General features: G+C 63.3%; 25 protein-coding genes and 1 tRNA gene. 15 read left to right on the top strand and 11 right to left on the bottom strand.

Features of this window, described 5'->3' with window-relative positions:
• Positions 1-48: 48 nt before the first annotated feature.
• Positions 49-133, bottom strand: a tRNA-Leu gene (locus tag A4R29_RS25570).
• A gap of 274 nt (positions 134-407) precedes the next feature.
• Here A4R29_RS25570 and A4R29_RS25575 point away from each other — a divergent pair.
• Positions 408-995 (top strand): YqaA family protein, encoded by a 588-nt coding sequence (locus tag A4R29_RS25575; RefSeq protein ID WP_013529435.1) that lies wholly within the window; start codon positions 408-410, stop codon positions 993-995.
• 33 nt (positions 996-1,028) lie between these two features.
• Entirely contained in the window at positions 1,029-1,547 is a 519-nt protein-coding gene (locus A4R29_RS25580) for a disulfide bond formation protein B (protein WP_063173147.1), read from the top strand.
• Between the two features lie 166 nt (positions 1,548-1,713).
• Here the strand turns inward: A4R29_RS25580 and A4R29_RS25585 are convergent, their stop codons facing one another.
• Both A4R29_RS25585 and A4R29_RS25590 read right to left on the bottom strand, forming a co-directional pair.
• Positions 1,714-2,271, bottom strand: a complete 558-nt coding sequence (locus A4R29_RS25585; RefSeq protein ID WP_006328497.1) for an HNH endonuclease — start codon at positions 2,269-2,271, stop codon at positions 1,714-1,716.
• Positions 2,272-2,399: 128 nt separating this feature from the next.
• On the bottom strand, positions 2,400-3,041 hold the full coding sequence (locus A4R29_RS25590; protein ID WP_013529433.1) for a DNA-3-methyladenine glycosylase family protein: 642 nt from the start codon (positions 3,039-3,041) through the stop codon (positions 2,400-2,402).
• A 74-nt stretch (positions 3,042-3,115) separates the two neighbouring features.
• Between A4R29_RS25590 and gluQRS the strand changes: the two genes are divergently transcribed.
• Positions 3,116-3,991 carry a tRNA glutamyl-Q(34) synthetase GluQRS gene (gluQRS, locus tag A4R29_RS25595; RefSeq protein ID WP_063169082.1) on the top strand — a complete coding sequence of 292 codons (876 nt, stop codon included), beginning with the start codon at positions 3,116-3,118 and terminating at the stop codon, positions 3,989-3,991.
• 145 nt (positions 3,992-4,136) lie between these two features.
• Entirely contained in the window at positions 4,137-5,033 is an 897-nt protein-coding gene (locus A4R29_RS25600) for a DMT family transporter (protein WP_063169083.1), read from the top strand.
• A 126-nt stretch (positions 5,034-5,159) separates the two neighbouring features.
• Here the strand turns inward: A4R29_RS25600 and A4R29_RS25605 are convergent, their stop codons facing one another.
• Positions 5,160-6,011 (bottom strand): YihY/virulence factor BrkB family protein, encoded by an 852-nt coding sequence (locus A4R29_RS25605; protein ID WP_013529430.1) that lies wholly within the window; start codon positions 6,009-6,011, stop codon positions 5,160-5,162.
• Between the two features lie 55 nt (positions 6,012-6,066).
• On the opposite strand from A4R29_RS25605, the gene A4R29_RS25610 reads away from it, so the two are divergent.
• From A4R29_RS25610 to A4R29_RS25640, 7 genes are all read left to right on the top strand, one after another.
• Positions 6,067-6,933, top strand: coding sequence for an SDR family oxidoreductase (locus tag A4R29_RS25610; protein ID WP_082827492.1), 867 nt, complete (start codon positions 6,067-6,069; stop codon positions 6,931-6,933).
• A gap of 24 nt (positions 6,934-6,957) precedes the next feature.
• The gene (locus A4R29_RS25615) at positions 6,958-7,149 is read left to right on the top strand and encodes a twin transmembrane helix small protein (protein ID WP_013529428.1); all 192 of its coding nucleotides are present in this window, start codon (positions 6,958-6,960) and stop codon (positions 7,147-7,149) included.
• Positions 7,150-7,174: 25 nt separating this feature from the next.
• Positions 7,175-7,756, top strand: a complete 582-nt coding sequence (locus A4R29_RS25620; RefSeq protein WP_013529427.1) for a cob(I)yrinic acid a,c-diamide adenosyltransferase — start codon at positions 7,175-7,177, stop codon at positions 7,754-7,756.
• A 28-nt stretch (positions 7,757-7,784) separates the two neighbouring features.
• Complete coding sequence (locus A4R29_RS25625; RefSeq protein ID WP_024503780.1) at positions 7,785-8,585, top strand: rhomboid family intramembrane serine protease; 801 nt, start codon at positions 7,785-7,787, stop codon at positions 8,583-8,585.
• A gap of 198 nt (positions 8,586-8,783) precedes the next feature.
• Positions 8,784-9,533, top strand: coding sequence for an electron transfer flavoprotein subunit beta/FixA family protein (locus A4R29_RS25630; RefSeq protein WP_013529425.1), 750 nt, complete (start codon positions 8,784-8,786; stop codon positions 9,531-9,533).
• Between the two features lie 158 nt (positions 9,534-9,691).
• Complete coding sequence (locus A4R29_RS25635) at positions 9,692-10,621, top strand: electron transfer flavoprotein subunit alpha/FixB family protein (protein ID WP_027162891.1); 930 nt, start codon at positions 9,692-9,694, stop codon at positions 10,619-10,621.
• A 207-nt stretch (positions 10,622-10,828) separates the two neighbouring features.
• Positions 10,829-11,707: a 3-hydroxybutyryl-CoA dehydrogenase gene (locus tag A4R29_RS25640; RefSeq protein ID WP_013529423.1), complete on the top strand. Its 879-nt coding sequence runs from the start codon at positions 10,829-10,831 to the stop codon at positions 11,705-11,707.
• A 56-nt stretch (positions 11,708-11,763) separates the two neighbouring features.
• On the opposite strand, the gene A4R29_RS25645 is transcribed toward A4R29_RS25640, so the two are convergent.
• From A4R29_RS25645 to A4R29_RS25655, 3 genes are all read right to left on the bottom strand, one after another.
• A complete protein-coding gene (locus tag A4R29_RS25645; protein WP_027162892.1) occupies positions 11,764-13,803 on the bottom strand; it encodes a PAS domain S-box protein in 2,040 nt (679 codons plus the stop codon).
• Between the two features lie 134 nt (positions 13,804-13,937).
• Entirely contained in the window at positions 13,938-14,576 is a 639-nt protein-coding gene (locus A4R29_RS25650; protein WP_027162893.1) for an NrsF family protein, read from the bottom strand.
• 1 nt (position 14,577) lies between these two features.
• A complete protein-coding gene (locus A4R29_RS25655; RefSeq protein ID WP_013529420.1) occupies positions 14,578-15,129 on the bottom strand; it encodes a sigma-70 family RNA polymerase sigma factor in 552 nt (183 codons plus the stop codon).
• A gap of 261 nt (positions 15,130-15,390) precedes the next feature.
• Between A4R29_RS25655 and A4R29_RS25660 the strand changes: the two genes are divergently transcribed.
• The 3 genes from A4R29_RS25660 to A4R29_RS25670 all read left to right on the top strand — a co-directional run bounded on the left by A4R29_RS25660 (position 15,391) and on the right by A4R29_RS25670 (position 19,232).
• On the top strand, positions 15,391-16,398 hold the full coding sequence (locus A4R29_RS25660; protein WP_013529419.1) for an iron ABC transporter substrate-binding protein: 1,008 nt from the start codon (positions 15,391-15,393) through the stop codon (positions 16,396-16,398).
• 174 nt (positions 16,399-16,572) lie between these two features.
• Entirely contained in the window at positions 16,573-18,153 is a 1,581-nt protein-coding gene (locus A4R29_RS25665; RefSeq protein ID WP_024503777.1) for an ABC transporter permease, read from the top strand.
• The gene (locus A4R29_RS25670; protein ID WP_013529417.1) at positions 18,150-19,232 is read left to right on the top strand and encodes an ABC transporter ATP-binding protein; all 1,083 of its coding nucleotides are present in this window, start codon (positions 18,150-18,152) and stop codon (positions 19,230-19,232) included. The genes A4R29_RS25665 and A4R29_RS25670 overlap by 4 nt, the downstream gene beginning before the upstream one ends.
• Positions 19,233-19,268: 36 nt before the next feature.
• On the opposite strand, the gene A4R29_RS25675 is transcribed toward A4R29_RS25670, so the two are convergent.
• The 4 genes from A4R29_RS25675 to ugpB form a co-directional block, all read right to left on the bottom strand.
• Entirely contained in the window at positions 19,269-20,330 is a 1,062-nt protein-coding gene (locus A4R29_RS25675) for a sn-glycerol-3-phosphate import ATP-binding protein UgpC (RefSeq protein ID WP_013529416.1), read from the bottom strand.
• Positions 20,331-20,337: 7 nt separating this feature from the next.
• Complete coding sequence (gene ugpE, locus A4R29_RS25680; RefSeq protein WP_013529415.1) at positions 20,338-21,186, bottom strand: sn-glycerol-3-phosphate ABC transporter permease UgpE; 849 nt, start codon at positions 21,184-21,186, stop codon at positions 20,338-20,340.
• 9 nt (positions 21,187-21,195) lie between these two features.
• Positions 21,196-22,116 (bottom strand): sn-glycerol-3-phosphate ABC transporter permease UgpA, encoded by a 921-nt coding sequence (ugpA, locus tag A4R29_RS25685; protein ID WP_050580468.1) that lies wholly within the window; start codon positions 22,114-22,116, stop codon positions 21,196-21,198.
• A gap of 157 nt (positions 22,117-22,273) precedes the next feature.
• Positions 22,274-23,584, bottom strand: a complete 1,311-nt coding sequence (ugpB, locus tag A4R29_RS25690) for a sn-glycerol-3-phosphate ABC transporter substrate-binding protein UgpB (protein WP_063173148.1) — start codon at positions 23,582-23,584, stop codon at positions 22,274-22,276.
• 361 nt (positions 23,585-23,945) lie between these two features.
• Here ugpB and A4R29_RS25695 point away from each other — a divergent pair, with 361 nt between their 5' ends.
• Positions 23,946-26,378, top strand: a complete 2,433-nt coding sequence (locus tag A4R29_RS25695; RefSeq protein WP_063173149.1) for a sensor domain-containing diguanylate cyclase — start codon at positions 23,946-23,948, stop codon at positions 26,376-26,378.
• Position 26,379: the final 1 nt, after the last annotated feature.

Genomic DNA, 26,379 nt, shown 5'->3' on the forward strand with positions numbered 1-26,379 from the left:
CTATTGAACTTCGAGTGGCCCGCCACCCGAAGCTCGGAGAGCGAAGGGTGGTGCCCCTAGCCGGGATCGAACCAGCACTCCTTGCGGAACTCGATTTTGAGTCGAGCGCGTCTACCAATTCCGCCATAGGGGCTCAGGCCGGGCGGCCTGGATGGCGCGGGACTATACGGTTGGAGGGCTGTTCGTCAACTGGCCAATTCCTCGTCGCCCCGGATGCGACCAAACTGCGCCTTTCGATTTCGTGACGGGGCTGCCATTGTGCAGCGCGGAAAATCTTTCTAGACAGGCGGCGCATCAAAGCGCGGCACGTCTGCGGGGACGGATGGCGTGCGCTGGGTCTTTGTTCTGTGCATGCCGTTACACCCCAACATGCCTGCGCAATTGAACGACACGCATTAGGAGTGCCGATGCTTCGCGGACTTTACGACTGGACCCTGTCGCTGGCGGCCCGCAAATCCGCCGAATGGTGGCTGGCCTTCATCGCCTTCGTCGAAAGCTCGGTGTTCCTGGTGCCGGCCGACGTGCTCTATCTGCCGATGGCGCTGTCGCGGCCGGATCGCGCCTACCGCTATGCGCTGATCGCCACCGTCGCCTCGGTGCTGGGCGGCATCGCCGGCTGGTTCATCGGCCACTATGCCTATGACGCGGTCGCCAGGCCGATCCTCGAATTCTACGGCAAGTACGACGAGTTCGAGCAACTGCGCGCGGGCGCCGGCGTCGGCTTCATCGTCCTGATGCTGATCACATCGGGTGCCGCCCACCTGCCGCCGATCAAGGTGGTGACGATCCTGTCCGGTGTCATCGGCGTCAATTTGCTGCTGTTCATCGTGCTGGCGATCGTGGCCCGCGGCGCCCGCTTCCTGCTGCTCGCCTGGCTGCTGCGCCGCTATGGCGAACCGATCCGCGAATTCATCGAAAAGCGCCTCGGTCTGATCGCCGGCGCCGGCGCGGTTGCCCTGATTTTGCTCTATATCCTAGTCAAATACGCGTTCTGAACATTACCATTGCGAGCCGGACGACCGATTGAAATGACAGCGACCATGAATGCCGACACCGGACGCCAGCGCACGCTGACCGCCTTGTTCCTCGCCGTCGCCATGGCCGCCACTGTCGGCTCGGCGCTCGGCTTCCAGTATCTCGGCGGCTACATCCCCTGCCACCTCTGCCTCGAACAGCGCACACCCTACTATATCGGCGTGCCGCTGATGGTGCTGGCGGTGATTGCGTCGATGCTGCACGCACCGGCATGGCTGACACGCGGCCTGCTGGCCGTCGGCGGCATCCTGATGCTCTACGGCCTCTATCTCGGCGTCTACCACTCCGGCGTCGAATGGCAGTGGTGGGCCGGCCCGACCGATTGCACGGCGGGCGCCGGGCCGGTCGACACCGGCGGCAAGGGCGTGCTCGACGCGCTCGACAAATTCGTGCCGCCATCCTGCGACAAGGCCGCCTTGCGCATCCTTGGCCTGTCGCTGGCCGGCTGGAACGCCATCGCCAGCCTGATCCTCGCCGCCGTCGCCTTCCGCGGCGCCCTCACCCGCGACTAAGCCAATTCGATTGAACGGCGCGACGCAGAGTTCGAGCAAAAATTCGCCGGGCTGAGTCGGATAGGCGCGGCTTTCGAGAACCGGAGCGGAGCGTACTGAAGTACGTGAGCACCGGAAGCGCAGAAAGCTGCGTCAGGCGGCCAGCATGGCGGATTTGTGCCGAACTCTATGGTTCGAGTTCGACATCCCAGTACAGATAATCCATCCAGCTCTCATGCAGATGGTTGGGCGGGAACAGGCGGCCATTGTTGTGCAGATCGTGCACCGTCGGCTGGAAAGGCTTCTGCAACGGCCACATCTTGGCATGCGCCGGCATCATGCCGCCCTTCCTCAAATTGCACGGCGAGCAGGCGGCAACGACATTCTCCCACGTCGTCGCGCCGCCGCGATGGCGTGGGATGACGTGATCGAAGGTCAGGTCCTCCGGCGTGCCGCAATATTGGCACTGGAAGCGATCGCGCAGGAAGACGTTGAAGCGGGTGAAGGCCGGGTGCCTGGAGGGCTTCACATAGGCCTTAAGACTGACAACGCTCGGCAGCTTCATCGAGAAGGTCGGCGAGGAGACGGCGTGCTCGTATTCGGCGACGATGTTCACCCGGTCGAGGAACACCGCCTTGATGGCGTCCTGCCACGACCAGAGCGACAAGGGGTAATAGCTGAGCGGACGGTAATCCGCATTCAGCACCAGTGCTGGAAGCCCATCCGGAGATACGGCAACCGTCACGTGTTCACCTCCTTGGTTCTAGACCCGAACGGCACGGATACTGTAAGCCCGACATGACAGGGATGTGAAGCGGATTGTCGCGTCGCTGAAGCGCCAAAAATGCATGATTTTTATGATTTTTCGTGGATTCAGGCCGGCGGCGCGGCGTCCCGCCCTCTGGTTTCACGATAATAGGACCAGAAAAGCCGCGATGCGACACCTCGCCACGGGCTCCATGATTCGGCCAATGCGATCAGCGTTTTCTCAGGCGGACGCGGCTCGATGCCGAGCGCGTGGCCGACCGCGCTCTGCAGCGCGACATCACGCGCGGGGAAAATATCGGGGTGCCCGGCGGCGAATAAAAGGTACACTTCCGCCGTCCACGGGCCGATGCCGGACACCGCCGTCATCGTCGTGATCGCCTCCTCGGCATCGAGCGAACAGAGGTGATGCAGGTCGAGGCCGTCGACCACGGCCTGGGCAATTGCGATCAGGCCGCGCTGCTTCGGCCGCGACAGGCCGGCCTCGCGAAACATGTCCTCGCCGGCGGCCAGGATCGCCTGCGGCGTCAGCGGATCGACGAGCTTGGTCAGCCGGCCGAAGATCGCATCGGCGCTGGCGCGGGACACTTGCTGCGAGACGACGATCGACGCCAGGCTTCGAAACCCCGGTTCGGACAGCCGCAGCGGCACCTCGCCGGCCATGCCGCGCACCTTTTCCAGGCGCGGGTCGATCACGCAAAGCGCATCGAGCCCCCGGGCAATGTCGTCCGATGTCGCGATACGCTGCATGCTTTCTTGTTCCTGAACCGGCAGCACGGTAGCAATTGGCAAAACCGCCGCACAACCCGATTGCCGCCGCAGAGATGACACTCCTGACATTCCGCTTCGCGCCCAGCCCCAATGGCGACCTGCATCTCGGCCACGCCTATTCGGCGCTGCTCAACCAGAAGCTGGCGGCACGGGCGGACGGCCGCCTGCTGCTGCGCATCGAGGATATCGACACGACGCGCTGCACGCCGCAATTCGAGGCCGGCGTGCTTGCCGACCTGAAATGGCTGGGGCTTGGCTGGGAAGAGCCGGTGCGCCGCCAATCCGAGCATTTCGCCGAATACCAGGCGGTGCTCGAGCGGCTGGTCCGGGAGGAACTCGTCTATCCCGCCTTCATGAGCCGTGGCGAGATCCGCGCCTTCATCACCGACAGTGAAAAGCGTGGGCGCGACTGGCCGCGCGATCCCGATGGCGTGCCGCTCTACCCCGCCGCTGACAAGGCGCTGCCGGTCAAGGAACGCCAGCGGCGGATCGCCGGGAATGCGCCCTTCGCCTGGCGGCTGGATGTCGATGCCGCCTTGGCGCGTGTCGGCAAGGACCTGTCTTGGACCGAATTCGCCGACGAGACGCTTTCCGCGACACGCTCGATCGAAGCCCGTCCGCAGGACTGGGGCGACGTGATCGTGGCGCGCCGCGATATCCCGACCAGCTACCACCTCGCCGTCGTCATGGACGATGCCCTGCAAGGTGTCAGCCACGTCGTGCGCGGACAAGATCTGTTTTCCGCCACCGGCGTGCAGCGCCTGCTGCAGCAACTCCTGGGACTGCCGCAACCGGCCTATTTCCATCATCGCCTCATCCTCGGGCCCGACGGGCGAAAACTGTCGAAGAGCCTGGGCGATACCGGCCTTGCCGCCTTGCGCCATGCCGGCGCATCGCCTGACGACATCAGGCGAATGGTCGGGCTTTGAGCCCGGTGAGACCAAGAAGCCACCCCAGATGGGCCGGCGTTGAATTCCGGTGATCTATGGATCAACCGTTTCGCTTTGCGCGCCGGGGTGAACGGGATTAGAGCATCGCCACGGCAATTCTCTCCAGTGCGGCGGACTCCGGAACATGCACAGCATCAAGCGGTTCATTCCCGCCACCTTCGTCGTTCTGTGGGCGACCGGCTTCATTGGCGCGCGCTACGCCATGCCATGGGCGGAGCCGTTCACCTTCCTCGCCGCGCGGTTCGTCATCGCCGCCATCCTGCTGGCCGTCCTGATGCTTGTATTGGGTTCGAAAAAAGCCACCCGCGAGGAGGCGCTGCATGCCACCGGCGCGGGCATCCTGATGCATGGCGTCTATCTCGGCGCTGTGTTCTGGGCCATCCACAGGGGCATGCCGGCCGGCTTTTCGGCCCTCATCGTCGGCCTGCAGCCGCTGATCACGGCGGTGCTGGCCGGCAAATTCCTCGGCGAGGCGATCCTGCCGCGTCACTGGCTTGGCCTTGGCATCGGCCTCATCGGTATCGTCATCGTGCTGTGGCCGAAGCTCGGCGCGCTCGGCGGCGGCGTGACCGCGGCGACATTGACCGCCTCGCTGGTTTCGGTGCTCGGCATGAGCGCCGGCACCATCTGGCAGAAGCGCTTTGCCTCCGGCGGCGACCTCGTCGCGGCGACCATGTGGCAATATGTCGGCGGTGGCTCGCTGATGCTCGTCGCCTCCCTCGCCTTCGAAACCCACACGGTCGTCATCAATGGCGAACTCATCTTCGCCATGGCCTGGCTGGTGCTGGTGCTGTCGCTCGGCGCCATCTTCCTGCTGATGGTGATGATCCGCGACGGCGAGATGTCGAAGGTGGCCTCGCTGTTCTACCTGGTGCCGGCGGTGACGGCGATCATCGCCTGGGCCCTGTTCGACGAGCAGCTCAACGCACTTCAGATTGCCGGCATGGCGATCACGACATTCGGCGTCGGCCTGGCAACGGCGCGGCAGGCCAAGGGAAGAACTGTGGAATTGAGGAATTGAGGAATTGAGGAATTGAGGAATTGAGGAATTGAGGAATTGAGGAATTGAGGAAGAAGCACAGACAGCGCCGGATATGGCCCGCTTTTTCTCCAATTCTTCAGTTCTTCAATTCCTCAATTCGACCTGTCATCCGACCCGCGCGCGCGCCTCCAGGTAGCGGCTGATCGCGGCATTGAGCTCGCCGCCGAGGATGAAGATCGCCGAGACCATGTAGAGGAAGACCACGGCGATCATGATCGAGGCCAGGCCGGCATAGGTCGTCACATAGGACGAGAAGTGGTCGAGATAGGTGGCGAAGATAGTCGAACCGATAAGCCATGCCGCCAGCGTGAAGACGATGCCCGGCACCAGCGAGACGAAGCGGCGCTTGCCCGCCGGCAGCCAGAAATGGACGGCAAACAATCCGCCGACAATGACCGCCGAAGCGATGACGTAACGCCATAGCGTAATGGTGCCCATATAGGGCTTGATCCAGTCGATATGGGCTTCGGCGAGCCGCGCCAGCAGCGGCGCGAACACCAGGAGCACGCTGATCGCCAGGAAACCGGCCGTGGCGATGAGCACGAAGATGATGCTCTGCACCCGGCGGTAGATGATGCCGCGCGTTTCCGAGACGCGGTAGGCGCGGTTGAGCGACGTGCGCAGCGCCTCGATGCCGTTCGAGGCAAAATAGGCCGCAAGCACCACACCATAGGTCAAAAGGTCGGTGCGCCTGACGGTCAGCACATTGAGCACTTCGCGCGCGATCGGCTTGGCGATCTGTTCGGGCCAGGTGTCGAAGACCAGATGCACGGCCGTGTCGGAGAACGCCTGCGCGCCGAGGAAGCTCGCCAGCGTCGTCGCGAAGATCAGGAACGGGAACAGCGCCATCAGCGAGGTGATCGCCAGATGGCTGGCCATCGCCCAGCCGTCATCGGTGTTGAAATGGCCAAGTGCGTCGTAGAGGACCCGCTTGAGGGCTACGATCTTCCGCAACAAGAACAGCGCCCTCCAATTGTCTCCACGCCGGGAATATGGGAAGGGATTGCGGCAAATGGCAACCCTTGGCGAAACCACGAACGGTCCGGCGCGGAAGTTGCGCTCGATTATCATCACCGGTGCGTCTTCGGGAATAGGCGCGTACTGCGCCCGCGCGTTGAAGGCGGAAGGCTGGCGGGTGTTCGCAACGGCGCGCAAGCCACAGGACATCGCCGCGCTCGAAGCCGATGGCATCGAGGCCTTCTATCTCGATTATTGCGAGCCGGACTCCATCGCCGCGCTGGTGACGGCGGTGCTCGACCGCACCGGCGGCCGGCTCGACGCCCTGTTCAACAACGGCGCGTATGCGCAGCCGGGCGCCGTCGAGGATCTGCCCGTTGCCGCGCTCAAGCAGCAGTTCGAGGCGAATTTCTTCGGCTGGCATGATTTGACCCGCCGGCTGGTGCCGGTGATGCGCCGCCAGGGTCAGGGCCGCATCGTCCACTGCTCCTCGATCCTTGGCCTCGTGCCGGTGCGCTTTCGCGGCGCCTATTCGGCGTCGAAGCACGCACTGGAGGCCTTGATGCTCTGCCAGCGCCAGGAACTGGCCGGCAGCGGCGTCCACGTTTCGCTGATCGAGCCGGGGCCGGTGAAGTCGAAGATCGCCAGCAATGGCCTCATTTGGTTTCTCAGCAACATCGACCACGAGAATTCCGTGCACCGCGTGGACTATGCGGCGCAACTCGAGCGACTGCGGGCCGGCGGCAGCCAATCGGCCTTGAAGCCAGGGCCGGAAGTGGTTCACGCGGCGCTGCGCCATGCACTTCTGTCGCGGCGCCCACGCCCGCACTATGTGGTAACAGTGCCCGCCAGGATCGGCGCGGTGCTCAGACGCATCCTGCCGGCATCGATGCTTTACCGCCTGATGGCCAAACGCGCCTGAACGCCAACCAACTGGAACGAAGCAATGGCAACCGTCTTCAACATTCTCGCCATTCTGGTCATGGTCGCCGTTGCGGTCGTGCTTGTTCGCGGCCTCATCAACATGATGCGCGGCGGCTCCGGCGTCACCTCGAACAAGCTGATGCAGGCGCGAGTCATGCTGCAGGCCGTGGCGCTGGTGCTGATCCTGCTGGCGGTGTATTTCACCCGCAAGTGAGGATGCCGGCGGCCGGGGAGGCGAAATGGTCAAGCTCAACAAGATCTACACCCGCACCGGCGATGATGGCACCACGGGTCTCGGCACCGGCGAGAGGCGGCTGAAATCCGATCTGCGGGTAGAGGCCTACGGCACGGTCGACGAGGCCAATGCCTGCATCGGCATCGCCAGGGTCCACACGGCCGCGGCCCATCCCGCGATCGACGCCATGCTGTCCCGCATCCAGAACGATCTGTTCGATCTCGGCGCCGATCTCGCCGTACCCGACGACGGCAAGCCGCTCGGCTATGAGCCGCTTCGCATCGTCGCCGTGCAGACCGACCGGGTCGAAAAGGACATCGACCTTCTCAACAAGGAGCTTCAGCCGCTCAAATCCTTCGTGCTCAATGGCGGCACAGCGGCGGCGGCGGCACTTCACCTTGCCCGCACCGTGGCAAGGCGAGCCGAAAGGCTGATGGTCGCACTGGCCCAGGACCCGAACGAGCACGTCAACCGCGACGGTCTGAAATACATCAACCGCGTCTCGGATTTCCTGTTTGTCGCCGCCCGGGCGGTCAATGACAACGGAAACGCCGACGTGCTATGGGTTCCCGGCAAGAACCGCTGATTGTCGAAAGCGGAAGAGGGCCTGGGGCATGTTCATCCCGCTTTACGACACCAACAGGCTGCGCCACATCCGCCTGCAATATGTGACCATCGGGCTGATCGTGGTCAACGCCCTGGTCTACCTCGCCACCGCGCTCGGCGGCGAGAGTTTCTCCAATGCCGCCGTGCTTGGTCTCGGCTTCATCCCGTCGGTCGTCCATGACACCGCCGAGCTCGATCCCCGTTTTATCGTCATCCCCGAAAGCCTGAGCTATCTCACCTATTCCTTCCTGCATGCCGACATCTTCCACCTCGGCGGCAACATGCTGTTCCTGTGGGTGTTCGGCGACAATGTCGAGGACGCGCTCGGTCACATCCGCTACCTCATCTTCTACCTGTTGTGCGCGATCGCCGGCGCCGCCTTCCAGGGCCTCGTCGCCTGGGACTCGCAGGTGCCGCTGATCGGTGCCTCGGGCGCCATCGCCGGCGTGGTCGTCGCCTATCTGATCCTTTATCCCAGGGTGAAGGTCTGGGTGTTGGCCTTCGCCCGCATCCCGCTGCGCATTCCGGCCTTCATCCCGCTCATCCTGTGGGTCCTTTTCCAGGTGGTGATGTTTGCCGCCGGCGGCGAGGATCAGATCTCCTGGGCCTGCCATATCGGCGGCATCATCGCCGGCGCCGTTCTGGTGCTTGTCTTGCGTAGCCGCGGCGTGCCGCTGTTTGCCGGCGCCGACGAAGACGTCGCGCCCGCCGCGCCCGACCAGCCGCCGGTTGCCACGGAACCGCTGATCCCCGATCAACCCGCCGCGACACCGCGCTGGGGACGCGGAAACGCTTCCAGTTCGGACTGAACCGATTTGAGCCACTTGCAGCGTATTGACGTGCAGGGTTGCCGCAACTACGGAAACGTCTCCGCCGCAACCTAAGGCGGGCAAAGACCAGAATTTCCATCCGGCCAGAATTTCCACCTGGAATGTCGGCTTTCGACAACTCAGAACGGGCGCAGGCTGTTATAGCGCGCCCAATTAGCGTGAAGAGGTGACAGGCAAATGAAGATCCTTGTGCCCGTGAAGCGGGTTGTGGATGCGAACGTCAAGGTTCGCGTGAAGGCTGATGGTTCGGCGGTGGAGCTCGCCAACGTCAAGATGGCGATGAACCCGTTCGACGAGATCGCGGTTGAAGAAGCGATCCGGCTGAAGGAAGCTGGCAAGGCGGAAGAAATCATCGTCGTCTCGATCGGCCCGCAGCAGGCGCAGGAAACCCTGCGCACGGCGCTCGCCATGGGCGCCGACCGCGCCATCCTGGTCAAGACCGACGAACAGACCGAGCCGCTCGGCGTCGCCAAGGTGCTGAAGGGCGTCGTCGACGCCGAGCAGCCCGGCCTCGTCATCCTCGGCAAGCAGGCGATCGACGACGATTCCAACCAGACCGGCCAGATGCTGGCGGCACTGTTAGGCTGGGCGCAGGGCACCTTCGCCTCCAAGATCGTGCTCGACGGCGACAAGGCCAAGGTGACGCGCGAAGTCGATGGCGGCCTGCAGACGGTGGAACTGAAGATGCCGGTGATCGTCACCGCCGACCTTCGCCTCAACCAGCCGCGCTATGCCTCGCTGCCCAACATCATGAAGGCCAAGAAGAAGCAGCTCGACGAGAAGAGCCCGGCCGACTACGGCGCCGACGTCAAGCCGCGGCTGAAGGTCATCAAGACCGAAGAGCCGAGCGGCCGCAAGGCAGGCGTCAAGGTCAAGAGCGTCGCTGAGCTGGTCGACAAGCTGAAGAACGAAGCCGGCGTGCTGTAAGGAAATCCGATGAGGCCGGCCTGCAAACGGCTGGCTTCTCCGCTTCCGGTGCTCACGTACAGAAGTACGCTCCGCTCCGGTTCTCGAAACCAACCGTTTTCGACTCGGCCTGACCGGATTTCAGGGAGCCGCGAAGACGAAAGTCAGGAATATCATCAATGGCTATTCTTCTGATTGCAGAACACGACAACGCAACCCTTTCCGACCAGACCGCCAAGGCGCTGTCGGCCGCGCTGCAGATCGGCTCGGACGTGCATGTGCTGGTTGCCGGCAAGGGCGCCAAGCCGGCAGCCGACGCTGCCGCCAAGCTGAAGGGCGTGAGCAAGGTGCTGTTGGCCGAGGCCGACGAGCTTGCCGAGCGCCTGGCCGAACCGACGGCAGCGCTCATTGTGTCGCTGGCGGGCGCCTACGACACCATCATCGCGCCGGCGACCTCGTCGGGCAAGAATGTCGCGCCGCGCGTGGCTGCGCTCCTCGATGTCGCGCAGGTGTCCGAGATCATCGAAATCGTATCGCCCGACACCTTCAAGCGGCCGATCTATGCCGGCAACGCCATCCAGACGGTGCAGTCGAGCGACGCCAAGAAGGTGATCACCGTGCGCACCGCCTCCTTCCAGGCAGCCCCCGAGGGCGGCTCGGCAGCCGTCGAGACCGTCAAGGCCGCGGCCAATCCGGGCCTCTCCACCTTCATCGAGAACAAGCTTTCCGAGACCGACCGTCCGGAGCTGACCTCGGCCAAGATCATCATCTCGGGCGGCCGCGCGCTGGGCTCCTCGGAGAAATTCCAGGAGGTCATCCTGCCGGTTGCCGACAAGCTCGGCGCCGCGGTCGGCGCTTCCCGCGCCGCCGTCGATGCCGGCTATGCGCCGAACGACTGGCAGGTCGGCCAGACCGGCAAGGTGGTTGCCCCCGATCTCTACATCGCGGTCGGCATCTCCGGCGCCATCCAGCACCTTGCCGGCATGAAGGATTCCAAGGTCATCGTCGCCATCAACAAGGACGAGGAGGCGCCGATTTTCCAGGTTGCCGACTACGGCCTCGTCGGCGACCTGTTCGTCATCCTGCCGGAACTGCAAAAGGCGCTTTGACGCTTTCTGCCAAAGCGTATTAAATGGTGAGGGTGGGGTAGACGAAGTCGCCCCGCCCTTTTAGTTTGCACCGCACAAAAAGCAGGCCGCAAAGGCTGAAAGCAATCCAGCAAAGTGCGCAGCGGTTTTGCGTCCGGGATTGCGGTAAAATAAAAGGTGGAGCGCTTTCGCAGTTCAAGCGGAAGGGTTCAGGACGGGATCGGTGTAATGAGCAAGATCGAGACGATCGGCATCATCGGCGCGGGCCAGATGGGTGGCGGCATCGCCCATGTCTCCGCGCTTTCAGGCTACAAGGTATTGATCTACGATATCTCGCCCGACCGCATCGAGAAGGGCATCGCCACGATCAGCGGCAACATGGCCCGCCAGGTGGGGTCCGGCAAGCTCGACGAGAAGGTGCGCAACGATGCGATGGGCCGCATTTCGGCCGCGCCCGCGATGGCCGATCTTGCGGGTGCTGACCTGGTGATCGAGGCGGCGACCGAGGACGAGACGGTCAAGCGCAAGATCTACGCCCAGCTTTGTCCGCAGCTCAATCCCGAAGCCATCCTGGCGACCAACACCTCGTCGATCTCGATCACGCGGCTTGCCGCGCAGACCGACCGGCCCGAGCGGTTCATCGGCATACATTTCATGAACCCGGTACCGCTGATGAAGCTGGTCGAACTGGTGCGCGGCATCGCCACCGAGGACCAGACCTTCGAGGCAGCCAAAACCTATGTGAAGCAGCTCGACAAGACGATCACGGTCTCGGAGGATTTTCCTGCCTTCATCGTCAACCGCATCCTGCTGCCGATGATCAACGAGGCGATCTACACGCTCTATGAGGGTGTCGGCTCGGTCGACGCCATCGACACCGCCATGCGGCTCGGCGCCAACCATCCGATGGGGCCGCTGCAGCTGGCTGACTTCATCGGGCTCGATACCTGCCTGTCGATCATGCAGGTGCTGCATGACGGCCTGTCGGACTCCAAGTACCGCCCTTGCCCGCTACTGGTGAAATATGTCGAGGCCGGCTGGCTCGGCCGCAAGACCGGGCGCGGCTTCTACGACTATCGCGGCGAGCATCCCGTCCCGACGCGCTGAGCGGATCGTCGGCGCAAATCAGGGACAAGCCTTTCGGTTCAACGGCGACGGGTCTATCAGGAGGCCACCGCCAGTGGCTCTGTCCGGCCATCCACGATCTGTGCGTCGGGCGCCACGGAGACACAGCCACGGCCCGCCGCCTTGGCGGCATAGCAAGCCGCATCGGCCCTGGCGATGATCTCGTCGACCTCGCCACAATTGGCATTGATCGCAGCCAACCCGATGCTGGCGCCGATCACGTGAGGACGGCCGTCCCAGGTGAAGTCTAGCCCGCCGATCGCATCGATGATGGAGCGCGCCGCGATCTTGGCGCCGGCTGCCGAACCCGATTTCAAAACGACCGCGAATTCGTCGCCGCCGAGGCGAGCGACGATGTCGTCTGGACCAAGCACGCCGCGAATAGCCACGGCGACCCGCTTCAGCAGCGCGTCTCCCGCCGCGTGACCACCCGTGTCGTTGACCAGTTTGAAGTGGTCGAGGTCGATGAACATGAACTGATGTCCGGCGCCTCCGACCGACCTTGTCGTGTCGCCGACCGACCGTGTCGTGTCGGCGGTGCCGTCCTTGCGCGCCTGGCCGACGAGGTCCTCCATGGCGCGGATGAAGCTGGAGCGGTTGGCAAGGCCGGTCAGCGCATCGTGTGCCGCGGCGTGGGCGAGCTGGCGCTGCAGCGCGCGCGCATCGGTAAAGTCCTGGAAGACGATGACCAGCCCGCAGAATTCGTTGCGGTCGTTGACGATCGGCGACACCACCTGGCGAATGCTGCAGCGCGTGTCATCGCGCCGGATGAGGACGGCGCGGCTGTTCTGGTCGGCGGGCGCATGAACGCCAACCGCGGGCCGGGTCACGCCGATCCTGTGCCCCGTCTCCTCGTCGACCGCCCAGTAGACATGGCCAAGCATCTTGCCGAGAGCCTCGCCGCCGGCAATCCCGGTCAGCTTTTCGGCGACCGGGTTCATGAAGGTGATACGGTTTGCGGCATCGGTGCAGATCACGGCATCGCCGATCGATTGCAGCGTCACCCTCAGCCGCTCCTTTTCATCGGCAAGCATTGCCGCCGACACGGTGAGGCGCTCTTCGGCCTCCTTGCGGCGGGTGATGTCGGTCAAGCTGCCGATGGCCCTGATCAGCCGTCCATCCTCATCACGTTCGATGGCCTTGCCGCGGTCGAGGATCCACACCCAGTGGCCATCCTTGTGGCGCATCCTGAACTCGGCCTCAAAGAACGGTGTCTTGCCCTCGAGATGAGCGCGATCCGCTTCGGCGACAGTCTCGCGATCATCAGGATGGATCATCGTCAGCCAGCGGTCGGTGTCGCCATCGAGCTCGCCATCCGCATAGCCCAGCATCTTGACCCAGGTCGAGGAATAGGTCGTGCCGCCCTTGCGCATGTCGAGGTCCCAGACGCCCTGGCCGGCGCCGGCGAGCGCGAAATTCCAACGCGTTTCCGCTTCGGCAATGCGCGCCTCGGCCTGCTTGCGAGCGTCGATGTTTTCGATTTGCGAGACGAGATAGAGCGGGCGGCCGCTGGTCTCATCGCGAATGACCGAACCGGCAAGATGGGCCCAGACAGGCGTTCCGTCCTTGCGGAGATAGCGCTTCTCGAAATGGAAGGAATTGACCGTGCCCGCCTTCAGATCGTCCATCGTCTTCCGCCCGATCTGCTGGTCGTCGGGATGCGTGATCTGGAAGAAAGTCAGCGTCTCGATCTCTTCGCTTGTGTAGCCAAGCATGGCCGCGAAGGCCGGATTGGTCTGGCGGATGCGCCCATCGAGACCGACAACGACGATACCGATCGCTGAATCCTCCATGGCGCGGCGGAAGCGCAGCTCGCTCTCGGCGATCTGTTGGCGATCCCTGCTGATCCTGCGGATGGACAGGGCGGCGAGGAACAGCGCGCCCGCCGCCACCGCCATCGCGATCTGCAGGCAGAGTTTCAAGGCTTCGGTGCCCAGGTCCAGGTGCGACAGCAGGATCGAGGCCGCCAGCACGCCCAGGCCGGCGACGAGCAACGCCAGCCCTGCACGCCCAAGAGATTCTCGGCTGGTCAATCCTCGCCACATCACGATACGTGCCACCCCCGTGCGCAAACGCATGTTCTCGCCTCAACCTTGGCGGATCGATTTTAAGGAAAGGTTGCGTCAGGCATTCCGGTGCCATCGCTAACCGGCAAACAATTGCCGGCATGATTAAGGATCGGTATGCGCGAGCGGGCTAGCGTGGCGCAACGCTACCAGCGCACGAAAAACCGTCCGCCGAGCGCGCCAAGCAATGCGAGCGCTGCAATGGCTATCGTGTACCAGGTGGCGACGAAAAGCGGCGAATCGTCGAAGCAGTGGGCGGCATAGAAGGTTGCCGCCAGCCCGCCGGCGAGCAGGCCTGCCACCGCACCGGCAAGCACCGGCCGTGTCGGCGCCCCGTAGCGCAGCATCCACAGGAAGATGGCAAGCGGACCGAGGCCGATCAGCGGGATGAAAGCCATGCAGATCATCATGTTGGAGCCGACCATTTTGGTTCCCCACAGCGCCTCCGGCACCATGAAAAGCTCCAGAACCACCGCCACGGCTACCAGCACTGGCGCCGCAGCCATCCCAACCATTGCCCGGCCCGTTGATGCACCCGGCGTCGACAAGGCACGGATCAGGGCGAAGGCGCTGACGGCAAGCACGATGGTGAAAACAAATTTGGAAAGGAAGCGCATCGTGTGCGCGGCCGCCATGAAATCCGGACGTGGGCCGATGGTCAGCAGGAAAACGACGGCCGCGATCACCGCTGCCGCACCGGCGGCCAGCCACCAGGCCGATTGCAGCGGCATCGCCTTGCTGGTTGCATCGGCGTCCAGCGCCTTGATGAGATCGCCCGTTCTCATGTCATTCCCGCCCGAACCGCCCCTGCCCGAATCGCTTGGCTATCGCGGCAAGTCCGCGATGCAGCGACACCCGCACCGCCGTCTCGCTGATGCCGAACTTTGCCGCTGTCTCGCCGATGGACCGCCCTTCCACCGACACGGCCGAGACCACGGAGCGCTGAGCCGGCGACAGACCGTCCAATGCACGGTTGATGTCGCGCTCGCTGACGGTCTCGGTTTCCGGCTCGGCGAACGTCTCGGCGATATCGTCGACGTCGATCTCGATGCGCCGTCCGCGCCGCCTGAACGCATCGATCAGCTTGAAGCGGGCAATCGCATAGACCCACGGCAACACCGGCGCATCCTGACGCCAGGTATGCCGTTTCACATGAATGGCCAGCAAGGTTTCCTGCACGACATCCTCGGGATCGACCCCGCCCTGCACGATCTTGCGCCTGGCAAAACCGCGAACCAGCGCGGCAATCCGGTGCAGAAAGTCGGCGTAAGCCCTTTCATCTCCCGCGATCGCGGCCCGCATCAGCCGGGAAAGTTCGGCCTCGTCCTTGCCGCTCACAAGAGTTCACTCCCCGATTTTCGCGTCTCGGCGCTGATTTGTTACGTGGCCGGCGAAATAATGTCCAAGCCAAACTGTCGGCAAGTCACGAAAGTTTGCGGCACCGCCGAACCGTGAGCATCACGCGGAATTGTCCGTTCGGCACCGACCTTTGCACGTCAGCGACCGATTGAAGCACATCAACAATGTTGACTATAGCTGTCATGTATCGATAGGTGCAGCCGTGACAGACCTAGGACCCCCGAAATCGAGGACAATGCCATGAAATACGCTCTTTCCACCCTCGCCGGCGCCGCCGCGCTGGCAATCAGCCTCATCGCCGGTCCGGCAAAGGCGGAAGAGGATGGCATCATTGTCTACAACGCCCAGCACGAAAGCCTGACCAAGGCGTGGGCCGAAGGCTTCACCAAGGAAACAGGCATCAAGGTCACCGTGCGCAATGGCGGCGACAGCGATTTCTCCAACCAGATCGTCGCCGAGGGCGCTGCTTCGCCCGCAGACGTCTTCCTGACCGAAAACTCACCGGCCATGGCGCTGGTCGAAAGCGCCGGCCTGTTCGCGCCGGTCGACGCGGACACGCTGGCGCAGGTTCCCCAGGACTATCAGCCGGCCAGCGGCAAATGGGTCGGCGTTGCCGCGCGCAGCACGGTCTTTGCCTATAACAAGACCAAGCTGACTGCCGACCAGTTGCCCAAGTCGATGCTAGACCTCGCCGATCCGAGCTGGAAAGGCCGTTGGGCCGCCTCCCCCTCGGGCGCCGATTTCCAGGCCATCGTCAGCGCCCTGCTCCAGCTCAAAGGTGAAGCCGCTACCGCCGACTGGCTGAAGGCGATGAAAACCAATTTCACGGCCTACAAGGGCAACAGCACGGTGATGAAGGCGGTTAATGCCGGCGAGATCGAAGGCGGCGTGATCTACCACTATTACTATTTCGGCGATCAGGCCAAGACCGGCGAAAACAGCAAGAATGTCGCGCTGCACTATTTCAAGAACCAGGATCCGGGCGCCTTCGTCTCGATCTCCGGCGGCGGTGTGCTGGCTTCGAGCAAGCATCCGAAGGAAGCCCAGGCGTTCCTGAAATGGCTGACAGGCAAAGGCGGTCAGGACGTGCTGAAAACCGGCGATTCCTTCGAGTACGCGGTCGGCAAGGGTGCGGACTCCAACCCGAAGCTGGTGCCGCTCGCCGATCTGCAGGCGCCGAAGGTCGATGCCACGACGCTGAACTCCAAGAAGGTCACCGATCTGATGACGGCAGCCGGCTTGCTTTAGTTGCCATTCGTCCTAAAAGGACACCCGACCACGCTCCCGCGGGAATTCGCCTTCCGCGGGAGTGATTTTGTTTTTCGAGATGGCATTCGTCGATGACGACACGCTGTGTTCCCGACCGCGATCGCGGTCTTTCAATTGCTGCCGCTGGACGGCAACGGCACGGCGTCTGACCTGATGCAGTCCGCGGTCGATCTCGCGCATTCGGGCCTGCCTTCGGGCACAGGCCGAAGGGCTCGGCGACGCGCACCGCTTTGGCTGGTCCTCGCCGCCATCTTCGTTGCGCTGCTGGCGCTGGTGCCGCTTGCCTTCATCATCTGGATCGCGGTGCAGACCGGCTGGGAGACAGTCTCGGCACTGGTCTTCCGGCCGCGTGTCGGCGAGCTTCTGGTCAACACTGTCCTGCTGGTCGCGCTCTCGGTGCCGATCACCATCGTGCTGTCGGTTTCGCTGGCCTGGTTGACCGAGCGCAGCGACCTGCCGGGCGCCCGGCTCTGGGCCTGGCTGTGCGTGGCGCCGCTCGCCATCCCGGCTTTTGTGCACAGCTATGCCTGGGTCACCATGGTGCCGGGACTGCACGGCCTGTGGGCCGGCGTGCTGGTTTCCGTGATCGCCTATTTCCCGTTCCTGTATCTGCCGGTGTCGGCGGCGTTGCGCCGTCTCGATCCCGCCCTGGAAGACGCCGCCGCCGCACTCGGCCTTGGGCCCCGGCGCGTGTTCTGGCGGGTCGTGCTGCCGCAATTGCGGCTCGCCATCTGCGGCGGCTCGCTGCTGGTCGGCCTGCATCTGCTGGCCGAGTACGGCCTCTATGTCTTCATCCGCTTCGACACCTTCACCACGGCGATCGTCGACCAGTTCCAGTCGACCTTCAATGGACCGGCCGCCAACATGCTGGCCGGCGTGCTGGTCAGCTGCTGCTTCGTGCTGCTCGGCCTCGAAGTGCTGGTGCGCGGCGAGGAGCGCTATGCCCGTGTCGGCTCCGGCGCGGCGCGCCATCAGCAACGCACAAGCCTCGGACGCGCCACCCTGCCTAGCCTGCTCCTGCTTGTCGTCATCACGCTTTTGGCGCTCGGCGTGCCGTTCGTCACCATTGGCGGCTGGCTTGCCGCCGGCGGCTCCGCTGTCTGGCGCTTGGACGAGATCGGCCTGGCGCTTGGCCAGACGCTGTTCCTGGCGCTCGCCGGCGCGTTGCTCGCCACCGTCGCCGCCATGCCGATGGCCTGGATCTCGATCCGCGCGCCGGGGCCATTGCAGCGTCTTCTGGAGGGCTGCAACTACATCGTCGGCTCGCTGCCCGGGGTCGTCATCGCACTGGCGCTGGTCACCATCACCGTACGCATCGCGCTGCCGCTCTACCAGACCTTGTTCACCATCCTGGTTGCCTATGCGCTGATGTTCCTGCCGCGCGCGCTGGTCAGCCTGCGGGCGTCTATCGCGCAGGCGCCGGTCGAGCTCGAACGCGCCGCTTCCAGCCTCGGCCGGCCGCCGCTGCAGGCGCTGTGGTCGACGACGATCCGCCTGTCGGCGCCGGGCGCCGCGGCCGGCATGGCCCTGGTGGCGCTCGGCATCATGAACGAACTGACCGCCACCCAGATGCTGGCGCCCAACGGCACCCGCACGCTGGCGATGGCTTTCTGGTCCTACAGTGGCGAGATTGATTATGCCTCGGCGGCACCCTACGCCTTCATCATGGTGGCGATGTCGCTGCCCTTGACCTGGCTGCTCTATGTCCAGTCGAAACGGATGGCCGGACGATGAGCTTTCTCGAAATCAGCGGCCTGCACAAGCAATACGGCCCGGTGGCGGCCCTTGCCGGCGTCGACCTCAGCGTCGCCAGCGGCAGCCGCACGGCGATCGTCGGTCCTTCCGGTTGCGGAAAGACGACCCTGCTGCGGCTGATTGCCGGCTTCGAGGCTCCGGACCAGGGCCACATCACGCTCGACGGTGCCATATTGGCCAACGGCGGCGCTGCGGTGCCGGCATATCGCCGAGGCATCGGTGTGGTGGCGCAGGATGGTGCCCTGTTTCCGCATCTGACCATTGGCGACAATATCGGTTTCGGCATGGGCCGCGGCGAGGACAAGCGCGCTGAGCGCATCGTCGAGCTCGCCTATATCGTCGGGCTCGACAAGGCGATCCTCAAACGCCGCCCGCACGAGCTTTCCGGCGGCCAGCAGCAGCGTGTGGCGCTGGCCCGGGCCATGGCGATGAAGCCCAGGCTGATGCTTCTCGACGAGCCGTTCTCGGCGCTCGATACCGGCCTGCGCGCCTCGATGCGCAAGGCGGTGGCCGAACTTCTGGAGGCCGCCGGCATCACCACCATCCTGGTGACGCACGACCAGGCCGAAGCGCTGTCCTTCGCCAGCCAGGTCGCGGTGATGCGCGACGGCAAGTTCTCGCAAATCGGCACGCCGCGCGAGCTCTATCTCAAGCCGAAGGACAGGATGATCGCCGAATTCCTCGGCGACGCCATCATCCTGCCGGCCAAGATATCAAATGGCTTCGCCAACTCGCCGCTCGGCCGCATCGCGGTCGACACCCATGACAGCCGCGATATCGCCCGCATCATGCTTCGCCCGGAGCAGATCGCGCTGAAGAGAACGTCGCGCGAGGGTATGTCCGGCACCTCGGACATGCTGTTCGGCGAGGTGACGGAATCCGAATTCGCCGGCTCGATGTGCACGGTCGCGGTGCGGCTCTTGAACAATGCCGATCCGCCCGATGCGGCAGCGATCGGCAACACGCCGCTGGTCCTGCGCAAACCGGGCATGGACGCGCCGGCGGTCGGCGAGATCGTCCGGCTGACTGTATCGGGAAAGGCGCATGTCTTCGCCTGAACGCCGCGTGGGTGGAGCGTAGGCCTATCTTTCTGATTAGCCGACGCGCTTTCCGGCCTGATCGAACCAGTGCAGCTTTTCTGCCTTGGCAACCACGCGCAATTGGTTGCCAACCGTGGCGGTGGCGCGACCCGCGACCCGCACGACGATCCTGCTGCCACCTGCAGCACAGTGAAGGAAACTTTCGGCGCCTACCGGTTCGACTGCCTCGACCAGCGCCGGCAGAATGAGCGCGCCGGACGGTGCCTCGGCCCCGAAGGTGACGTCGGCATCCTCGGGGCGGAAGCCGAGCGTGACGGCGTTCGCAGGCGCAAATTCAATCGTCTTGCCATCAGCCAGCGCCGGACCAGCCGGGCCTTGCGAAAGGGGCAGGAGATTCATCGGCGGCGCGCCAATGAAGGAAGCGACGAAGGTCGAGGCCGGCCTTTCGTAGACGTCGAGCGGCGCCCCCATTTGCTCGACCAGTCCGGCATTCATGACGACGAGGATGTCGGCCAACGTCATCGCCTCGAGCTGGTCATGTGTGACATAGACCGACGTGACGCCAAGCGAGCGCTGCAGGTTCTTTATCTCGACGCGCATCTGGCCACGCAATTTGGCATCGAGATTGGAGAGCGGTTCGTCGAAAAGGAAAACCCTCGGATTGCGCACAATGGCACGACCCATGGCGACACGCTGGCGCTGGCCGCCGGAAAGCTCGCGCGGGCGGCGGTCGAGCAGCGCCGAAAGTTCCAGTATTTTCGCCGTCGCGCGGACCCGGCTGTCGATCTCATCTTTCGGCGTGCCGCGGTTGCGCAGCCCATAGGCCATGTTGTCGTAGACTTTCATATGCGGATAGAGCGCGTAGTTCTGGAACACCATGGCGATGTCACGCTCGGTCGGACCGGTTGAGTTTACGATCTTGCCGTCGATCGCAACTGTTCCCGAGGAGATGGTTTCAAGCCCGGCGATCATTCTGAGCAGCGTGGACTTGCCGCAACCCGACGGGCCGACCAGCACGCAAAGCTCCTTGTCGGGAACTGCGATTGAAACGCCCTTCACGGCCTCGAAACCGCTGGGGTAGACCTTCTTCACATCCTTCAGATCGACGGTCGCCATCAGCTTCTCACTTTTCGGAATCGACCAGGCCGCGAACGAACCAGCGTTGCATCAGCACCACGACCAGGATCGGCGGCACGATGGCCAGCATCGCTGTAACCATGACCAGGTGCCATTGCGTATCGGCATCGGCGAAGGAGACCATCTTTCTGAGCGCGATGACGATCGTGTTCATGTTGCTGCTGTTGGTGACGAGCAACGGCCACAGATACTGTGTCCAGCCATAAATGAAGAGGATGACGAACAGCGCCGCGATATTTGTCCGCGACAGCGGCAACAGGATGTCGAAGAAGAAGCGCCACGGCCCCGCACCGTCGACCCGCGCCGCCTCAACCAATTCGCCAGGAATCGTCATGAAGAACTGGCGGAACAGCAGCGTGGCGGTGGCCGAGGCGATCAGCGGGATGATCAGGCCCGCATAAGTGTCGATCATGCCGAGATCGACCATCACCTTGTAGGTTGGCAGGATGCGCACCTCGACGGGGAGCATCAGGGTGATGAAGATCAGCCAGAAGAAGGTCATGCGCAGCGGAAAGCGGAAGAACACGATCGCATAGGCAGACAGGATCGAGATGAATATCTTTCCCACCGCGATGCCGAGCGCCATGATCGTCGTGTTGAGCAGCAGCCTGCCGACGCTGACGCCGCCGATGCGGCCGACACCGCCGAACAATGCCTCGCTGTAATTGTTCCAGAACTGATCGCCGGGCAGGAGCGGCAATGGCGGCCTGAGGATCGTTTGCAGCGTCTGCGTCGAGGCAACGAACGTGTAGTAGATCGGGAAGGCGACGATCAATATGCCGAGGATCAGCATGGCGTGGGCGATGACGGTGCGGAGCGGTGACTGGCCGATCATCGCTCGCCCTCAGCCGTAATGGACTTTGCGTTCCACATAGCGGAACTGGATGGCGGTGAGCGAGATGACGATGATCATCAGGATGACCGACTGCGCCGCCGAGTCACCGAGGATCAGATTGACGAAGCCGTCATTGTAGACCTTGTAGACCAGCGTCTCAGTCGTCTTGCCCGGACCGCCCCCGGTGACGGCATGGACGATGCCGAACGTGTCGAACAGGGCATAGACGGTGTTAACGACCAGCAGGAAGAAGGTCGTCGGCGCAAGCAGCGGGAAGACGATGGTCCAGAATCGCTTGGTCTCGCCGGCGCCGTCCATGGCCGCGGCCTCGATCAAGGCTTTCGGCACCGCCTGCAGGCCGGCGACGAAGAACAGGAAATTGTAGCTGATCTGCTTCCAGGCAGCGGCGGACACCAGCAGGATCATGGCGTGGGTGCCATTGAGCAGTGGATCCCAGGCGATGCCGAAACTCCTCAGCATGTAGGCCAGCGACCCGATCGAAGGGTTGAAGAGGAACAGCCACAGCATACCGGCAATCGCCGGCGCCACCGCGTAGGGCCAGATCAAGAGCGTGCGGTAGAGACCTTTGCCGCGCACCACCTTCTCTGCCATGACCGCCAGCAGGAGCGCCACGCACATGGCGACGATAGCGGTCGCAAGGGAAAACACCACCGTGACCTTGATCGAGTTCAGGTAGGCCGGATCGGCAAGCACTTTCCTGAAATTGGCGAACCAGACGAACTTGGTCCTCAGCCCGAACGGATCCTGCCTGAGCATGGATTGGTAGAACGCCTGACCGGCCGGCCAGTAGAAAAAAACGAGCGTGATGGCCAGTTGCGGCGCCACAAGCAGGTAGGGAAGGACCTTGTTGGGGAACACGACGCGAGGGGTCACGGAGCCACTCCGAGGTGATGAGGCGGGGGGCACCATGCGGCACCCCTCTCCGCCAAGATGGCTTTGATGAGCGTTTCGGACTGGGCATCATCGACCATTGGCGAAATCGCAAAGGACGGCAAAACTCCCCTCACGAGGGGAGATGCCCGGCGGGACAGGTGGGTGCGCCGTAGAGCAAGGACCTGCGCTCGCTCTAATTCCCCAGCGCTTCCTTGATCGCGGCATTGCCACGCGTAACCGCATTGTCGAGCGCCTGCTGCGCGGTCTGCTGGCCGGCGAGCATCTTCTCGAACTCCTCGTTCTGGATATCGCGCACCTGCGGCAGATTCGGCAGACGTACGCCCTTGGAATTGTCGGTCGGCGTCTTACCCGTCATCTGCAGGATCGGGGTCTCGCGGCCGACATTCTTGTCATAGAAACCGGACTTCTTGGTCGCTTCATAAGCCGCCAGCGTTACCGGCAGATAACCCGACTTCTGGTGCAGGTATTCTTGCACCTCGGTCTTCGACAGGTAGGCGAAGAAGGCCGCGACGCCCTTGTATTCCTCATCGGATTTGTCCGCGAAAACCCACAGGCTGGCGCCACCCGGCGTCGTGTTCTGCGGCGCACCCTTGGCGTCGCTGTCATACGGCAATTGGCCAATGCCGTAATTCATGCCGGACTTGACGATATCGCCAAGTCCGCCGGACGATTCGGTCATGATCCCGCATTCGCCCGCAAGGAAGATCTGCTTGGCTTCGGAGGTGCGGCCGCCATATTTGAAGGTGCCGTCCTTGGCGAGGTCCGCCAGCGCCTGGAAATGGTTGACGAAAATCGGCGCGTTGATCTTGAGCTCGACATCGCCGCCGGCCAGACCGTTCTGCTGGGTGGCCCATGACACGTCATTCCAGGCCGCGAAATTCTCCAGATGTATCCAGGTCAGCCAGGTCGAGGTGTAGCCGCAGGCGGCCGCGCCGCTCGCCTTGATCTTCTTGGCGTCTTCCCACACTTCATTCCAGGTCTTGGGTGAGCTATCGACGTCGAGACCAGCCTTCTTGAAGATATCCTTGTTGTAATAAAGGATCGGCGAGGAGGAGTTGTAGGGGAAGGAGAGCATGGTGCCGTCCGGCTTCGAATAATAGCCGACTATGCCTGGCAGATACTGGCTCTTGTCGAAGGTCATTCCAGCGCTGGTCAACACATCGGCTGCGGGCTTGATGGCACCTTCGGCCGCCATCATCACGCCGGTGCCGACGTCGAACACCTGGATGATGTCTGGCGCCTGGCCCGCGCGGTAGGCGGCAATGCCGGCATTCAGCGTCTCGGGATACGTGCCTTTGAACACCGGAACGAGCTCATAGTCGCTCTGGCTGGCATTGAAATCTTTGGAGATCTTGTCGACGACTTCGGCATTGGCGCCAGTCATGGCGTGCCACCAACTGATCTGCGTGACGGCAAAAGCGGAGGTTGAGGAAAGCGTCATAAAGGTAGCGGCAACACCGGCCGCGAAGCCGAAGGACTTCATGTTTCATCTCCCGTTTGTCATTGGCGAAAGGGGGCACTCCCGCGAAGGCAATATGTGTCGCTCATGACAATCAGACAACGGTTTTGTTGCAGATCGACGAACTTCACCCTTTACCTGACGCAACGCTCGCCTCCGCTTGGAGGCATGGAGAGCGATACGGTTAGCCGGCTTAGCGCGACGACAAGCGCGCCAGGAAGCACCGTCGGGACTGTCAAGCTGGCTTTCGGCGCGTCAGCCCTGATTGCAGCCGCAGCAACCCGAAGAGACACGCCAAGGTTGCAGCCGACTTTATCGATCCCTCAACGGCAACGCGCTACTCAATCCTGCTGCCCTGTTTATTTCCAAAGATCAGGTGAAATAAATGCTGACGGTCTACAATTGTATCGTCAACGAACATGATCTGAGACTGGTCGCACTCGCCGCGCTGATCTGCGGAATTTCCTGCTTCTCTGCTGTCAACCTGCTTCAGCACATAAGCCGTTCCACAGATCGGAACCGGCTTGCCTGGCTGATGATCGCGGCCACTTCGACCGGCTTTGGCATCTGGGCAACGCACTTCATCGCCATGCTCGCATTCACACCGGGCATACCCAGTGCTTATGATCCGGCACTCTCCGTGCTTTCGCTCGCTGCTTCGGTCACTTTGACGGCAGCCGGCATGTGGATCGCCACCTTGCGGGATGAGTTCGACTATCATCTCGTCGGCGGCGCCGTGCTGGGCGGCGGTATCGCAGCCATGCACTACATCGGCATGGCGGCGTTCGAGGTTCAGGGCCGTATCGAGTGGAACCTCTTGCTTGTCGCCGTTTCCCTGCTGGCCGGCGTAACGCTCGCGGCGCTGGCGCTGCGTGTCGTGCAGCGCCGCCCCTCCTTGAAGGCGACATCCGGCGGCGCGGTGCTGCTGACGCTGGCGATCTGCACCCTGCATTTCATCGGTATGGGTGCCGTCTCGATCTTCCCCGATCCCTCGATCGTCATATCCGAATACACGATCGAGCCGACCTCGCAGGCTTTCGCGGCCGCCGCCGCCACACTGGTGATCCTGGTTCTGTCGGCATCGGCGCTGTGGATCGATTTGCGCTTCCGTCGCCAGAAGCTCGAGGTCGACCGCATGCACGGCCTGGCCAATGCCGCCGTGGAGGGGCTGATCGTCTGCGACGGCAACCGCATCATCAGTGCCAATGACAGCATTGCGGCACTGACGGGCATAGCAACAGCGACCCTGAACGGAATGCAGCTTGGCGATCTCTTCGGATCCGATATGTCGGGCTTCGGCGAACAGCCGCAGGAGGCCGAATTGAGCGGTCGCGATGGCACGAGCATTCCTGTCGAGCTGATCGCCAGGAGCATCGACTACTGTGGCAAACCGCACAACGTGGTCGCGGTCCGCGATATTCGCGAGCGCAAGAAGGCGGAACAGGAGATCCTGCGGCTTGCCCATTTCGATCCATTGACCGGACTGGCCAATCGCCGCAGCTTTTCCGGCCGGCTGGAGACGGAAATCGCTGCGATGGTCCGGACCAGGAAAGGCGGCCAGCTTGCGCTTCTGCTGCTTGATCTCGACCGGTTCAAGGAGGTCAACGACCTGTATGGGCACGGCGCAGGCGACGCCATGCTGCAGAAGGTTGCGCAGTGCGCGACCGGTATCCTTCGTCCAGGGCAGATGGTGGCGCGGCTGGGCGGCGATGAGTTCGCCATCATCGCGCCGAACCTGGCCGACCCGTTGGAGGCGGGCCGTATCGCCAACGCCGTGCTGACCGCCATGCGCGAGGAAAACCGGCTCTCGGTCGGCGGCGGCCTTGTGTCGGCAAGCATCGGCATTGCGCTGTATCCGTCGGATGCCGAAAACCAGGCCAGCCTGATAAGCCACGCCGATACGGCACTCTACCGGGCCAAGACCGAAGGCAAGGACACTTACCGTTATTTCGAAGCATCGATGGGGGCCGAGGCCCGCGACAAGCGCGTCATGGAGCACGAACTGCGCCAGGCGGTCGCACGCCAGGAGTTCTATCTCGTCTACCAGCCGCAGAAAGAGATCAGCAGCGGAAAGATGGTCGGCTTCGAAGCGTTGGTCCGCTGGCGGCATCCGACGCGCGGCGACGTGTCGCCGGCCATATTCATCCCGGTGGCCGAAGACAGCGGCGCCATTGGCCAGATTGGCGAATGGGTGCTGACGGCTGCCTGCGAGGAAGCCGCCCGCTGGGAAAATCCGCTGACAGTGGCCGTCAACGTTTCGGCGGTGCAGCTCCACAACACGAATTTCAGCCGCAAGGTCCACGAAACATTGCTGAATTCCGGCCTGGCGCCCGGCAGGCTCGAGCTTGAGATCACCGAGACGGCGCTTGTCAAGGACATGCCGCGGGCGCTGGCCACCTTGCGGCAGGTCAAGGCGCTGGGCGTGCGCGTGGCCATGGACGATTTTGGAACCGGCTATTCCTCGCTCTCCAACCTCCGCGCCTTCCCCTTCGACAAGATCAAGATCGATGGCTCCTTCATCAAGTCGGTCGACAAGAACGGCCAGGTCGCGGCGATCGTGCGCGCCGTCCTGGGACTTGGACGTGGTCTCGGCCTGCCGGTTCTGGCGGAGGGGGTCGAGACGCTCGGCGAACTGAAATTCCTGGACGCCGAAGCCTGCGAGATCGGCCAGGGCTATTATATCGGCAGGCCAGCTCTCATCGAAGAATTCGGCGAGCTGACCGGTGTCGTCGCACCCGCTGTCGGCAGCAAACCCGCTACCTTGCGCGACAGAAGCGTTCTGGCCTTCGCACCGGCACCTGCGCTAGCCACACGCTAGA

Source organism: Mesorhizobium ciceri biovar biserrulae (assembly GCF_001618845.1).
Lineage (GTDB): Bacteria > Pseudomonadota > Alphaproteobacteria > Rhizobiales > Rhizobiaceae > Mesorhizobium > Mesorhizobium ciceri.